Below are 13,465 nucleotides of genomic sequence, written 5' to 3' on the forward strand. Positions count from 1 at the left end.
TCCTAGCACCTCCTCGCCCGCCGAGGCTAAGGCCAAGCGGGCAGTCCAACAGGTTTAAACACGAATGAATGCTCTTGCCCGCCGCGCCGCTGGCCTGCTGCTCAGCACAGTTTGTCTGCCCTTTTCCGCCCTTGCTGCCGACCCGCAACCCACCCATGAATTTATCCTCGACAACGGTTTGAAGGTCGTCGTGCGCGAGGATCACCGGGCTCCGGTGGTCGTGTCCCAGGTCTGGTACAAGGTGGGCTCCAGCTATGAAACGCCGGGCCAGACCGGCCTATCTCACGCCCTGGAACACATGATGTTCAAGGGCAGCGAAAAAGTCGGTCCCGGCGAAGCGTCGTTGATCCTGCGCGACCTTGGCGCCGAGGAGAACGCTTTCACCAGCGATGACTTCACCGCCTATTACCAGGTACTGGCCCGGGATCGCCTGGGCGTGGCCTTCGAGCTCGAAGCCGACCGCATGGCCAGCCTGCGCTTGCCGCCGGAGGAGTTCAGCCGCGAGATCGAGGTCATCAAGGAAGAGCGCCGCATGCGCACCGATGACAAGCCCATGTCCAAGGCCTACGAGCGATTCAAGGCCATGGCGTACCCGGCCAGCGGCTACCACACGCCGACCATCGGCTGGATGGCCGACCTGGACCGGATGAAGGTCGAGGAGCTGCGCCATTGGTACGAGTCCTGGTATGCACCGAACAATGCGACCCTGGTAGTGGTCGGCGACGTGACGCCAGACCAGGTCAAGACCCTGGCCCAGCGCTATTTCGGCCCGATTGCCCGGCGCGCCGTGCCGGCGGCGAAAATCCCCCTGGAGCTGGCCGAGCCCGGCGAGCGCAAGATTACCCTGCATGTACAGACCCAACTGCCGAGCGTCATGCTGGCATTCAACGTGCCGGGCATCGCCACGGCCACCGACAAAGTCCCGGTCAACGCCTTGCGGCTGATTTCCGCGCTGCTGGACGGCGGTTACAGCGGCCGGATCCCGGCCCAGCTGGAGCGCGGCGAAGAATTGGTGTCCGGCGGCTCGTCGAATTACGACGCCTACACCCGTGGCGATACCCTGTTCACCCTGTCGGCGACACCCAACACGCAGAAAAACAAGACCCTCGCCGAGGCCGAAGCCGGCCTGTGGCGCTTGCTCGAACAACTGAAGACAACCGCCCCCACCGCCGAGGAACTGGAGCGCGTCCGCGCCCAGGTGATCGCCGGCCTGGTGTATGAGCGCGACTCCATTACCAGCCAGGCCACCGCCATCGGCCAGCTGGAAACGGTCGGCCTGTCCTGGAAGCTGATGGACACCGAGCTGGCCGAACTGCAAAGCGTGACCCCGCAGGATATCCAGAAGGCAGCCCAGTTGTATTTCACCCGCTCGCGCCTGAGCGTCGCGCACATCCTGCCCGAGGAGAAAGCTCATGAGTGAGCGCAAATCACCGCGCCTGGTGCTGATCGGCCTGGTATTGATCGCCGTGGTCGGCGCGCTGGCCTTTTACCTGTCGCCATCGACCAGCTCCAACGCCAGCCAGGCGCTGGACAAGGCCAAGTCCGGCAACAAGCTGCAATCGCTGGCTGAACTGGACGGCAAGGCGCCCAGCCATCGCCAGCTCGACGTGCAGACCTGGAAAACCGCCGACGGCGCCAAGGTGCTGTTCGTCGAAGCTCGCGAATTACCGATGTTCGACCTGCGCCTGACCTTCGCCGCCGGCAGCAGCCAGGACGGCGATGCACCGGGCCTGGCGCAGTTGACCAACGCGATGCTTAATGAAGGCGTGGCCGGCAAGGACGTCAGTGCCATTGCCGAAGGCTTTGAAAGCCTCGGCGCCGATTTTGGCAACGGCGCCTTCCGGGACATGGCCGTGGCTTCGCTGCGCAGTCTCAGCGCAGCCGACAAGCGCGAGCCGGCGCTGAAGCTGTTTGCCGAAGTTGTCGGCCAACCGACCTTCCCCGCCGACTCCTTCGCGCGCATCAAGAACCAGATGCTCGCCGGTTTCGAGTACCAGAAGCAGAACCCCGGCAAACTGGCGGGCCTGGAACTGATGAAGCGCCTGTACGGTGACCATCCGTATGCGCACTCCAGCGACGGCACCGCACAGAGCATCCCGCCGATTACCCTGGCCCAGGCCCGGGCCTTTCATGCCAAGGCCTATGCCGCCGGCAACGCAGTGATCGCCCTGGTGGGGGACCTGTCCCGTGCCGAGGCCCAAGCCATTGCCAACCAGATATCCGCCGCACTGCCCAAGGGCCAAGCCCTGGCGAAAACGCCGCCACCGGTGGAGCCGAAAGCGAGCGTCCACCATATCGAGTTCCCCTCCAAGCAGACCAACCTGATGCTCGCGCAACTGGGCGTCGGCCGCGACGATCCGGACTATGCCGCCGTGTCCATGGGCAACCAGATCCTCGGCGGCGGTGGCTTCGGCACGCGGCTGATGACCGAGGTACGGGAAAAGCGCGGCCTGACCTATGGCGTCTATTCCGGCTTCACGGCGATGCAGGCTCGCGGCCCGTTCATGATCAGTCTGCAGACCCGTGCCGAGATGAGCGAAGGCACGTTGAAGCTGGTACAGGATGTGTTCGCCGATTATCTCAAGAACGGCCCGACCCAGAAGGAGCTCGACGACGCCAAGCGCGAGCTGGCCGGCAGCTTCCCGCTGTCGACCGCGAGTAACGCCGACATCGTCGGTCAGCTCGGCGCCATGGGCTTTTATGACTTGCCGCTGAGCTACCTGGAGGATTTCATGCGCCAGTCCCAGGCGCTGACGGTCGAGCAGGTCAGGACCGCGCTGAACAAACACCTGAGCACGGACAAGATGGTCATCGTCACCGCTGGCCCGACCGTGCCGCAAAAGCCGTTGCCGGCCCCCACTGACAAACCTGCCGAGCAGCCGCTCGGGGTTCCGGAGCATTAATGGCCCGTCCATCCAATTCCAGCAAGAAACCCGCGCACAACGGGGTTAACCAGTTGCGCATCATCGGCGGCGAGTGGCGCAGCCGGCGCTTGAGCTTTCCCGATGCCCCGGGCCTGCGGCCGACGCCGGACCGGGTGCGCGAAACCCTGTTCAACTGGCTCGCGCCGTATGTGGCGGGTGCCCGGGTGCTCGACCCGTTCGCCGGCAGTGGCGCGCTGTTTCTCGAGGCCTTGTCCCGTGGCGCCGCCATGGGTCAGGCGCTGGACGCCAGCAGCCTGGCGGTCTCGAGCCTGAAAGAGCACCTGGGCACGTTGCGTTGCACCGTCGGCCAGGTGCAGACGGCGGATGCGCTGCGCTACCTCGACGGCCAGCCCGCGACACCTTTCGACCTGGTGTTCCTCGACCCGCCGTTCAACCAGAACCTGTTGCCGGCCGTCTGCGCGTTGCTCGAGGAACGGCAATGGCTGGCCGACGATGCCTGGGTCTACACTGAAAGCGAGACCGCCCCTTCGACCCTGGGCTTGCCGGCCAATTGGCGCCTGCATCGCGAGCAGAAATCCGGGCGGGTGTATTACGCACTGTGGCAACGTACGGCAGAGGCCGTTGGCTGAACCGCTGACCGTGCACCGAGAATGATCGTGTCCTGCGCACCTGAACGCTTCATACCCGCCCCGGGCCTTGGCAATCCACACCTGCAGACCTTGTGGGGCCCATTGTGGCGTAAAACCGTTCACATCGATCGCGAACGTGAGCGCCTCTGGCTGGACGATGGTGATTTCCTCGACCTCGACTGGCATGGCCCGCATAGCGCCGAAGCACCGCTGGTGCTGGTGCTTCATGGCCTGACCGGTTCCTCCAACTCACCCTACGTTGCCGGCCTGCAACGCGCGCTCAATGCTCAAGGCTGGGCCAGCGTCGCCCTGAACTGGCGTGGTTGCTCGGGCGAGCCGAACCTGCTGGCTCGCAGTTATCATTCCGGCGCCAGCGAAGATCTCGCCGCGGCTATCGCCCATCTGCGGGCCCGACGCCCCTTGGCGCCGCTGTTTGCGGTGGGCTACTCGCTGGGCGGAAATGTGCTGCTCAAGCATTTGGGGGAAGCCGGCAACGACAGCCAGTTGCAAGGTGCAATGGCGGTCTCGGTACCGTTTCGCCTGGACCAGTGCGCCGACCGCATCGGACAGGGCTTTTCCAGGTTCTATCAGGCGCACTTCATGCGGGAAATGGTCGCCTACGTGCGCAACAAGCAACGCCAGTTCCAGCATGACGGACGCGACGAAGGGCTCGCGGCCCTGGCAGCCCTGGGCTCGCTGGACAACATGCGCACCTTCTGGGATTTCGACGGCCGGGTGACAGCGCCGCTGCACGGCTTTTCCGACGCAGCGGATTACTACCGGCGCGCGTCCAGCCGCTATTTCATGGCGGGAATCAGTACACCGACGCTGGTCATCCAGGCCGCCGACGACCCATTTGTATTCCCCCACAGCCTGCCCGAACCCGGCGAGTTATCGGCCTCGACCCACCTGGAACTGCACCTGCGGGGCGGGCATGTGGGATTTGTCGACGGAACCCTGCGGCGCCCGGGCTATTATCTGGAACGGCGGATTCCCGGTTGGCTGGCTAGCCTGGCACAAGGCTGACGATTCGAAAACAACACAAATCCCCTGTGGGAGCGAGCTTGCTCGCGATAGCGATGGGTCAGTCACATTAAAGTTGACCGATACACCGCTATCGCGAGCAAGCTCGCTCCCACATTGATTTCGGGTGTCTCGTTATTCGCTATTCGCTATTCGCTATTCGCCCTTCGCCACGCCCCGCTGGGGATCGTTGATCCACTCGCTCCACGAGCCGGCATACAACCGTCCCAGCGGATAGCCCGCCAGGCACAAGGCAAACAGGTTATGGCACGCCGTCACGCCGGAGCCACAGTAAGCCACCAGCTCGGTGGGCGGGCGCTCGCCCAGTTTTTCAGCGAAACGCAGCTTGAGTTGATCGGCCGGCAAGAAGCGTCCATCGGTCCCCAGGTTGTCGGTGAATGCTGCGCATGACGCGCCCGGGATATGCCCCGCCACCGGGTCGATCGGCTCGACTTCGCCCTTGAAACGCGGCAGCGCCCTGGCATCCAACAGAGTCATGTCCGCATCACCGAGGCGTTGCTGCAACGCCTGCGCACTGAGCAGCAAGCTCGCGTCCGGCGCGCCGTTGAAAGTCCCGCGAGCAGCCTGCGGCGGATCCAGGCTCAGGGGCAGGCCGGCCGCATGCCAGGCCTTGAGCCCGCCGTCGAGAATATGTACGCCATCGCGTTTGCCCAACCAGGCCAGCAGCCACCAGGCCCGGGCGGCATAGGCGCCGGGGCCGTCGTCATACAGCACGACCTCGCTGTCATTGTTGATCCCCCAGGCCTGGAGACGCTCAACCAGCGCCTCGGGCTCCGGCAGCGGATGACGTCCGGTGACGCCCTTGATGACCGGCCCGCTCAGATCCCGCTCAAGGTCGGCGAACGACGCACCGGCGATATGGCCCTCGGCGTAACTGCGCTGGCCATAGTCCGGGTCCTCCAGGGCAAAACGACAATCGAGGATCACCAGCCCGGGCTGTGATCTCCGCTGTTCCAGGGCCTGAGGGCTGATGAGTTGCGCGATGGGCATGGTGAGCTCCTGTGGCTGAATCAAGGGGTCCGATCTACTGCCCTTCCTCCAGGGTCTGGGCCAGCGGGACATAAAATTCTTTGAACAGGGCATCTACCGCTTCGCGGGCCTGCTCGGTCACAAACCCCGCCTCCAGCACCAGCACCTGATACACGCCGCGCTTGATCGCCTGTTCGCTCAGGTGGCTGGAGTTTTCGCGCGTGGTGCAGAGGAACCGGACCCAGGACGTGAGGACAATCCAGGCATTGAGGGTCAGGGACTCGATCTGGACGCGGTCCATCGCCAGGATACCGGCGTCGACGAAACCTTCGTAGATAGCCGTGCCATGGATCAGGCAGCGTTGGGAAAAGCGCCGGTAGCGAGCCGCCAGTTCCGGGTCGCTGTCGAGCAGGTGCTCCAGGTCCCGGTGCAGGAACCGGTAGCGCCACATCGCCGAAAGCAGCTCCTGCAGGTAGAAGCGCTTGTCGTCCACCGTGGCCGCCCGCCCCTGGGGTGGGCGCAGGAAGCTGTCTACCAGGTTTTCGTATTCGCTGAACAGCACGGCGATGATCGCCTGCTTGTTGGGAAAGTGGTAATAAAGATTGCCCGGGGACATGTCCATGTGGGCGGCAATGTGATTGGTGCTGACACTGCGCTCACCCTGCCGGTTGAACAACTCCAGGCTGTTCTGCACGATGCGCTCGCTGGTTTTTATTCGTGGGGCCATGGCTTGGGCTTAATTCGAAAAATCATGTGATGGGCATCTTACGACCTATCGGTCACGGGAGAAAACCCACGCCATCGCGGAGGCGGCATTTGACTTTTTAGAGCACAAGCTCTAGAAATCCACCATTCCAACAATAATCCGGTGCCGACATGCCAGCCGACGTTGCCTACCTGCACCAGTCTCAACAGCAGCTGGATGAAATTCGGACGATCTTCGAGGCCCAGCGCCGTGCTTTCGCCGCTCATCCCATGCCAACGGCCGAGCAGCGCCGGCAGTGGCTCAAGGCATTGCGCGAATTGTTGAGCAACGAACGGCAAGCCCTGATCGACGCGATCAGCCAGGACTTCAGTCACCGCAGCGCCGACGAAACCCTGCTGGCCGAGCTGATGCCGAGCCTGCACGGCATCCATTACGCCAGCCGCAACCTCAAGGGCTGGATGAAACCTTCCCGGCGCAAGGTCGGCATGGCCTTCCAACCGGCATCGGCCAAGGTGATCTACCAGCCATTGGGCGTGGTCGGGGTCATCGTCCCGTGGAATTACCCGCTCTTCCTGGCCGTAGGCCCATTGGTCGGGGCCTTGTCGGCGGGTAACCGGGTCATGCTCAAGCTCAGCGAGGCGACCCCGGCCACCGGATTGCTGCTCAAGCGATTGTTAGCCCGTATCTTTCCCCAGGACCTGGTGTCGGTGGTGCTGGGCGAGGCTGACGTTGGCATTGCGTTCTCCAGGTTGCCGTTCGATCACCTGTTGTTCACTGGCGCCACCAGCATCGGCAAGCATGTGATGCGTGCCGCCGCGGAAAACCTGACCCCCGTCACCCTCGAACTGGGTGGCAAATCACCCGCCATCGTGTCCGACGACGTACCGCTCAAGGACGCCGCCGAACGCATAGCCTTCGGCAAGACCCTGAATGCCGGGCAGACCTGCGTCGCGCCGGATTACGTGCTGGTACCGCAGAGCCGCGTCGGAGCGTTCGTCGAGGCGTATCGCGAAGCGGTCCGCGGGTTTTATCCGACGCTGGCGGACAACCCGGACTACACCGCCATCATCAACGATCGCCAACTGGCGCGGCTCAACGGCTACATCGGCGACGCCACCAGCAAAGGCGCGCTGCTGATCGAGCTGTTCGACCAGGGCCAGGGACGCCGCATGGCCCACAGCCTGTTGCTCAATGTCACGGATGACATGACGGTGATGCAGGATGAGATCTTCGGCCCGCTGCTGCCCATCGTGCCGTACGAAGGCCTGGACCAGGCTTTTGCCTACATCAATCGGCGGCCTCGTCCGCTGGCGCTCTACTACTTCGGCTACAACAAGGCCGAACAGCAGCGGGTACTCAATGAAACCCATTCCGGCGGCGTCTGCCTGAACGACACGCTGCTGCATGTGGCCCAGGACGACATGCCGTTCGGCGGCATTGGCGCCTCGGGGATGGGCCACTATCACGGTCACGAGGGATTCCTGACCTTCAGCAAGGCCAAGGGCGTCCTGATCAAGCAGCGCTTCAACGCCGCCAGACTGATTTATCCGCCCTATGGCAAGCCGTTGCAGAAGCTGATCCAGAAGCTGTTCATCCGCTAACAAGCGTCTCCCGGGTAATAACAATAATGAGCCCAAACCTGACCGATACGCCCGCCCTGTCACGGCGTGGTTTGCTGCAACTGAGCCTTGGCGCCAGCGTTTTCCTCGCCACCGTCGGCCTGGGCGCCAGCCTCAGCGGCTGTTCGTCGAGCCAACCGGCGGACGGCCTGAAGGCCCTGCGCGACAGCGACCTGGCATTTCTACGCGCCGTCATTCCGGTGATGCTCGACGGCGCAGTGACGGCAGGAACGATCCAGGCCGCCACCGATGCCACGCTGCAAAGCCTGGATCGCGGCCTGGCGCACTTGTCTGCGGCGATGCTCAAGCTCACGCATCAACTGTTCGACGTGCTCACGTTGGGTGTGACCCGCGGGCCGCTGACCGGAATCTGGGGCGGGTGGGAAAACGCCAGCGCCGATGACATCCAACAATTCCTGACACGCTGGGAAAACAGCTCGCTGAGCTTGTTGCGCCAAGGCCACAGCTCTTTGCTGCAAATGGTGATGATGGCCTGGTACAGCCGGCCCGAGGCCTGGGCGCACTGCGGGTATCCGGGCCCGCCAACCGTTTGAAACCAGCTGAAATATTGTGGGAGCGAGCTTGCTCGCGATTGCGGTGTGTCAGCCAACAAGGATGTCGCTGATCCAACGCCATCGCGAGCAAGCTCGCTCCCACAGGGATTTTCATGGTCAATCAATAGAGAACCCCGAACATGCCCGTACCCGATCCGTTCCGCGAAGGCCTGGCCCGTGGCTGGACCACCTACAACGGCGCGCAACTGACCCAGGACCTCACGCTGGAAGCCGACGTGGCGATCATCGGCAGCGGCGCCGGCGGTGGCACCACGGCGGAAATTCTCAGTGCCGCCGGCTACAAGGTATTGCTCATTGAGGAAGGCCCGCTCAAGACCAGCCAGGACTTCAAGCTGCGTGAGGATCAGGCTTACACCAGCCTGTATCAGGAAGGTCTCGGGCGAATGAGCAAGGACGGCGCCATCACCATTCTCCAGGGCCGGGCCGTGGGGGGCACCACGTTGATCAACTGGACCTCGAGCTTTCGTACGCCTGACCAGACTCTCGAACACTGGGCGACCGAGCATGCCGTCCGGGGCCACCGCCCCGCCGAGATGGCGCCCTGGTTCGAACGCATGGAGCAGCGCCTGGGGGTGGCGCCATGGCTGATTCCGCCCAATGCCAACAACGACGTCATTCGCAAGGGCTGCGAGCAATTGGGCTACAGCTGGCATGTGATCCCGCGCAACGTACGCGGCTGCTGGAACCTGGGCTATTGCGGGATGGGCTGCCCGACCAATGCCAAGCAATCGATGCTGGTCACCACCATACCCGCCACACTGGACCAGGGCGGCGCCCTGCTCTATCTGGCGCGGGCAGAACGCCTGATCATCAGCAACGATGCGGTAGTGGAATTGCAATGCCAGGCCATGGACGAACGCTGCGTGGCGCCGACCGGACGGCGCATCAGGGTCAAGGCGCGGCATTACGTGCTGGCCGGTGGCGGCATCAACAGCCCCGCCCTGCTGCTGCGCTCCGACGCGCCGGATCCGCATCGATGCCTGGGCAAGCGCACCTTCCTGCACTTGGTGAACATGTCAGCCGGACTGTTCGATGAAGTCATCAACCCTTTTTATGGGGCTCCACAGTCGATTTATTCAGATCATTTCCAATGGCAGGATGGCGTCACCGGCAAAATGTCCTACAAGCTGGAAGTCCCGCCTTTGCACCCGGCCCTCGCAGCCACGCTGTTGGGCGGCTTTGGTGCGCAGAACGCAGCGCACATGGCAAAGTTGCCCCACACCCACGCCATGCTGGCGTTACTGCGCGACGGCTTTCACCCGGACAGCCCCGGCGGTACCGTGCAATTGCGCAGCGACGGCACGCCCGTGCTCGACTATCAGGTCTCCCCCTACACTTGGGACGGTTTGCGCCGGGCATTTCACAGCATGGCCGAGATCCAGTTCGCCGCAGGGGCCAGGTCGGTCATGCCGATGCACAGCGATGCCCGGCACGTTAAAACCCTGGCCAAGGCCCGCGCGCTGATCGACGGGCTGGACCTGGCCCTTTTCCGCACCCGCCTGGGCAGCGCTCATGTCATGGGGGGTTGCGCCATGGGCGAAGAGCCGAAACAGGCGGTGACCGACAGCCTCGGCCGCCACCACCAACTGCGTAATCTTTCCATCCACGACGGCTCGCTGTTCCCCACCAGCATCGGCGCCAACCCGCAACTGTCGGTGTACGGCCTGACTGCCAAACTGGCGACCCTGCTGGCCGAACGTCTGCAAAACACATGAAAAAACCGACTATTCGCAGCGCCTATAGTGCGTTCTTATCCCATCGCCGACTTGGCCGACCGAGTCGGCTGCGATACCATCCGACTCCCCAACGGACTCCCGCCAGGACGACGCGATGAACCGAGTGTTGTACCCAGGTACCTTCGACCCCATTACCAAGGGCCATGGCGATCTGGTCGAACGCGCCTCGCGCCTGTTCGACCATGTGATCATTGCCGTCGCCGCCAGCCCGAAGAAAAACCCGCTGTTCCCGCTGGAGCAACGTGTGGAGCTGGCCCGTGAGGTCACCAAGCACCTGCCGAACGTGGAAGTGGTCGGCTTCTCGACACTGCTGGCGCATTTCGCCAAGGAAAAGAACGCCAATGTGTTCCTGCGCGGCCTGCGTGCGGTCTCGGATTTCGAATACGAGTTCCAGCTGGCCAACATGAACCGCCAGTTGGCCCCGGACGTCGAGAGTCTCTTCCTGACGCCATCGGAGCGTTACTCCTTCATCTCGTCGACCCTGGTGCGGGAAATTGCGGCCTTGGGCGGCGATATCACCAAGTTCGTCCACCCGGCCGTGGCCGACGCGCTGACCCTGCGCTTCAAGAAGTAACCCGCCGACGCTGCGACTCGCTCGCAGCACAGCGCAGTCCATCGCCCCCGCGTGCACTGCGCTCGCCAATGCGGCACAATTGCGCTCATACGTTTTTCAAATGCCCGGGCTCAACGCCCCGGCCGGAGCTTGCATGTCCCTGATCATCACCGACGACTGCATCAATTGCGACGTCTGCGAACCCGAGTGCCCGAACGCCGCCATTTCCCAGGGCGAAGAGATCTATGTCATTGACCCGAACCTGTGCACCCAGTGCGTCGGGCACTATGACGAGCCTCAATGCCAGCAGGTCTGCCCGGTGGATTGCATCCCGCTGGACGAGGCTCATCCGGAGACTGAGGAACAGTTGATGGCGAAATATCGCAAAATTACCGGCAAGGAGTGAATCGGTAATCTGTAGCGCCTTTACTGGCCTCATCGCGAGCAAGCTCGCTCCCACAGGGGATCTATGGGCATCGCAGCATCTGCGTACTGAGCAAATCCCTTGTGGGAGCGAGCTTGCTCGCGATAGCGCCATCAGCCACACCCAATACCTCACTCCTGCCGCTCAAACCCCTCCCCAACACACCCCAGGCACCGCACAAACGTCGCTTTCGCCGGGTCGACCACCAACGCCTTCCCCGCATCGCCAACCCCGCCACCCAGCGCCGTAAAGGGCAACGACACGACAAACGCCCCGGCACCGATCACGGTGGCGGCGAGCAGCAACGGACGAGCAATCAGCAAGTCGCCGAGCATGGCGTACGCGGGTGGATTCTGGATGGTGTAGCGCGGGTCACCGCTTTCGGTGTTCGCCAAGGCAGGCAAGCCGACACTCAGCGAGAGTGCCAGGAGGAAAGTTCGAAGCAGAGTCATGGGGCGATCCTTCGGCTGAAACAGTATGACTACTGACTATAGACCGTAAGACGAATCACCTCTGGCAGCGCGGACACCAGACGCTGGCGCGCTGGCCCAGGCGGATTTCCCGCAGCCCCGTGCCACAGATCTTGCACAACTCCCCACCCCGACCGTACACGAACAGTTCCTGCTGGAAATAACCGGGCTGGCCATCGCCGCCGATGAAGTCTCGCAGGGTGGTTCCACCGCGTTCGATGGCATGGGCAAGGATGCGCTTGATCTCGATCGCCAGTTTCAGATAGCGCGCCCGAGAAATGCTTCCGGCGGCGCGCCGTGGGTCGATTCCGGCGGCGAACAGCGCTTCGGTCGCATAGATATTGCCAACGCCCACCACGACCGCGTTGTCCATGATGAACGGCTTGACCGCCATCGACCGCCCACGGGAAAGCTGGAACAGCCGTTCGCCGTCGAACAGGTCAGTCAGCGGTTCCGGCCCGAGGCGAATCAGCAGTTCGTGATTGAGCGGGTCGAGGCTCCAGAGCATCGCCCCGAAGCGACGCGGGTCGGTGTAGCGCAAGGCCAGCCCGGACTCCAGTTCGATGTCGACATGTTCATGCTTGAGGGCGGGCATGCCGATCTCGACCAGCCGCAGATTGCCAGACATGCCCAGGTGGCTGATCAGCGTGCCAACCTCGGCATTGATCAACAGGTACTTGGCCCGCCGTTCCACCAGCACGATGCGTTGCCCCGAAAGACGCACATCGAGGTCTTCGGGAATCGGCCAGCGCAAGCGGCGGTCACGCACGACGACGCGGCTGACCCGTTGCCCTTCGAGGTGTGGCGCGATCCCGCGGCGGGTGGTTTCGACTTCCGGCAGTTCTGGCATAGGGCTCTCGAATCAAGCGAAAGCTGGCACTCAGCGAGAGGCCAGGTCGCGGATTTCCTGTTTCTGGGTCTCGAAGTCGTACTCCGGCAGACCGATGTAATCGAGCACCAGTGGCCCGACGCAATTCCACTCGTGATCCTCGGCCTGGTTGCCCAGCACGCGATGGGAGGCACAGATGTTCTCGGACATCTTCAGGATCGCCAACAGGTTTTTCAACTGACTGTTATTGCGCGAAGATTCGTCGCTGAAAATCGCCAGGGCGTTGTGGTGATTGGCGATGGCCTGGCTGACGTGGTCCGGCAGGCGCCAGGACTTGGAGGTGTAGTAACCGACCACCGCATGGTTGGTGTTGAACACGCGGTTTTCGGTGTCCACCACCCGGATCTCGGCGCTGGCATTGGCATAGGCCTCCTCCAGCACGCCCATGTAAGTGGGGAACTGCTTGAGCATCAGCGGCACGCCGCAGTCATGGAACAAACCCAGGGCATAGGCTTCGTCGCCGTTCTGCAGGCCGACGCGCTTGGCCAGGGTCAGGCAGGTCATGGCCACGTCCTGGGCGGTGTCCCAGAAGCGGTTCAAGGTGACGATGGCATCGTCGTGCAATTCTCCCTTGATCGACTGCGCGTTGATCAGGTTGATAATCGACCGGCTGCCCAGCAGGTTCACTGCGCGCTGGATCGAAGTGATCTTGTTGCTCAAGCCGTAGTACGGCGAATTGACGATCTTGAGCAAGGCACCCGAAAGGCCCGGGTCCTGGGAAATCAGCTTGGCAATGGTTTCCAGGTCCGGGTCGGGCATGTACTGCTCCATCTGCAAATCCACCATGATTTGCGGCTGGGGCGGCACACTGATGCCCTGCAGGGACTGTTGGATCTGTTCAGCGGAAAGTTCTTTGGACATGGGTACACACTCTGGGTAAGGCCGGGAGTCTAACCCCTAAATCTGGATCCGACACACCACCGGTAAATTGGCGGAACTTTCGTACAAGCCTGAGCTTCGGAATCT

14 protein-coding genes are annotated in these 13,465 nt (G+C 62.9%); 9 read left to right on the forward strand and 5 right to left on the reverse strand.

What is annotated here, in order from left to right:
• The first annotated feature begins 64 nt into the window (after positions 1-64).
• The 4 genes from J3P91_RS25905 to J3P91_RS25920 are packed head-to-tail and all read left to right on the forward strand — an operon-like array spanning position 65 to position 4,540.
• Entirely contained in the window at positions 65-1,420 is a 1,356-nt protein-coding gene (locus tag J3P91_RS25905; RefSeq protein ID WP_434602127.1) for a M16 family metallopeptidase, read from the forward strand.
• Positions 1,413-2,903 (forward strand): M16 family metallopeptidase, encoded by a 1,491-nt coding sequence (locus tag J3P91_RS25910; RefSeq protein WP_434602128.1) that lies wholly within the window; start codon positions 1,413-1,415, stop codon positions 2,901-2,903. Before J3P91_RS25905 ends, J3P91_RS25910 begins: the two co-directional genes overlap by 8 nt.
• Positions 2,903-3,514, forward strand: coding sequence for a 16S rRNA (guanine(966)-N(2))-methyltransferase RsmD (gene rsmD, locus J3P91_RS25915; protein ID WP_434602129.1), 612 nt, complete (start codon positions 2,903-2,905; stop codon positions 3,512-3,514). The genes J3P91_RS25910 and rsmD overlap by 1 nt, the downstream gene beginning before the upstream one ends.
• 21 nt (positions 3,515-3,535) lie before the next feature.
• Positions 3,536-4,540 carry a hydrolase gene (locus J3P91_RS25920; RefSeq protein WP_434602130.1) on the forward strand — a complete coding sequence of 335 codons (1,005 nt, stop codon included), beginning with the start codon at positions 3,536-3,538 and terminating at the stop codon, positions 4,538-4,540.
• Between the two features lie 153 nt (positions 4,541-4,693).
• Here the strand turns inward: J3P91_RS25920 and J3P91_RS25925 are convergent, their stop codons facing one another.
• Both J3P91_RS25925 and J3P91_RS25930 read right to left on the reverse strand, forming a co-directional pair.
• Positions 4,694-5,548 (reverse strand): sulfurtransferase, encoded by an 855-nt coding sequence (locus J3P91_RS25925; protein WP_434602131.1) that lies wholly within the window; start codon positions 5,546-5,548, stop codon positions 4,694-4,696.
• Positions 5,549-5,582: 34 nt separating this feature from the next.
• A complete protein-coding gene (locus J3P91_RS25930; protein WP_434571157.1) occupies positions 5,583-6,254 on the reverse strand; it encodes a TetR/AcrR family transcriptional regulator in 672 nt (223 codons plus the stop codon).
• A gap of 149 nt (positions 6,255-6,403) precedes the next feature.
• On the opposite strand from J3P91_RS25930, the gene J3P91_RS25935 reads away from it, so the two are divergent.
• The 5 genes from J3P91_RS25935 (at position 6,404) to J3P91_RS25955 (ending at position 11,122) form a co-directional block, all read left to right on the forward strand.
• Entirely contained in the window at positions 6,404-7,834 is a 1,431-nt protein-coding gene (locus tag J3P91_RS25935; RefSeq protein WP_434602132.1) for a coniferyl aldehyde dehydrogenase, read from the forward strand.
• Between the two features lie 26 nt (positions 7,835-7,860).
• Positions 7,861-8,406, forward strand: a complete 546-nt coding sequence (locus J3P91_RS25940) for a twin-arginine translocation pathway signal protein (RefSeq protein ID WP_434602133.1) — start codon at positions 7,861-7,863, stop codon at positions 8,404-8,406.
• 140 nt (positions 8,407-8,546) lie between these two features.
• Entirely contained in the window at positions 8,547-10,142 is a 1,596-nt protein-coding gene (locus J3P91_RS25945) for a GMC family oxidoreductase N-terminal domain-containing protein (RefSeq protein ID WP_434602134.1), read from the forward strand.
• 115 nt (positions 10,143-10,257) lie between these two features.
• Positions 10,258-10,737 carry a pantetheine-phosphate adenylyltransferase gene (gene coaD, locus J3P91_RS25950; protein WP_007897855.1) on the forward strand — a complete coding sequence of 160 codons (480 nt, stop codon included), beginning with the start codon at positions 10,258-10,260 and terminating at the stop codon, positions 10,735-10,737.
• A gap of 133 nt (positions 10,738-10,870) precedes the next feature.
• Positions 10,871-11,122 carry a YfhL family 4Fe-4S dicluster ferredoxin gene (locus J3P91_RS25955; RefSeq protein ID WP_434571149.1) on the forward strand — a complete coding sequence of 84 codons (252 nt, stop codon included), beginning with the start codon at positions 10,871-10,873 and terminating at the stop codon, positions 11,120-11,122.
• A gap of 149 nt (positions 11,123-11,271) precedes the next feature.
• On the opposite strand, the gene J3P91_RS25960 is transcribed toward J3P91_RS25955, so the two are convergent.
• Genes J3P91_RS25960 through J3P91_RS25970 form a run of 3 tightly spaced genes read right to left on the reverse strand, consistent with a single transcriptional unit; the run spans position 11,272 to position 13,306 of the window.
• Complete coding sequence (locus tag J3P91_RS25960; protein ID WP_305498139.1) at positions 11,272-11,592, reverse strand: multidrug transporter; 321 nt, start codon at positions 11,590-11,592, stop codon at positions 11,272-11,274.
• Between the two features lie 55 nt (positions 11,593-11,647).
• Positions 11,648-12,460, reverse strand: a complete 813-nt coding sequence (gene mutM / locus J3P91_RS25965; protein WP_434602135.1) for a bifunctional DNA-formamidopyrimidine glycosylase/DNA-(apurinic or apyrimidinic site) lyase — start codon at positions 12,458-12,460, stop codon at positions 11,648-11,650.
• A gap of 30 nt (positions 12,461-12,490) precedes the next feature.
• Entirely contained in the window at positions 12,491-13,306 is an 816-nt protein-coding gene (locus J3P91_RS25970; protein WP_434574069.1) for an HDOD domain-containing protein, read from the reverse strand.
• Between the last annotated feature and the right edge of the window lie 159 nt (positions 13,307-13,465).

Origin of the sequence: Pseudomonas sp. Z4-7 (assembly GCF_051131965.1) — a bacterium.
GTDB lineage: Bacteria > Pseudomonadota > Gammaproteobacteria > Pseudomonadales > Pseudomonadaceae > Aquipseudomonas.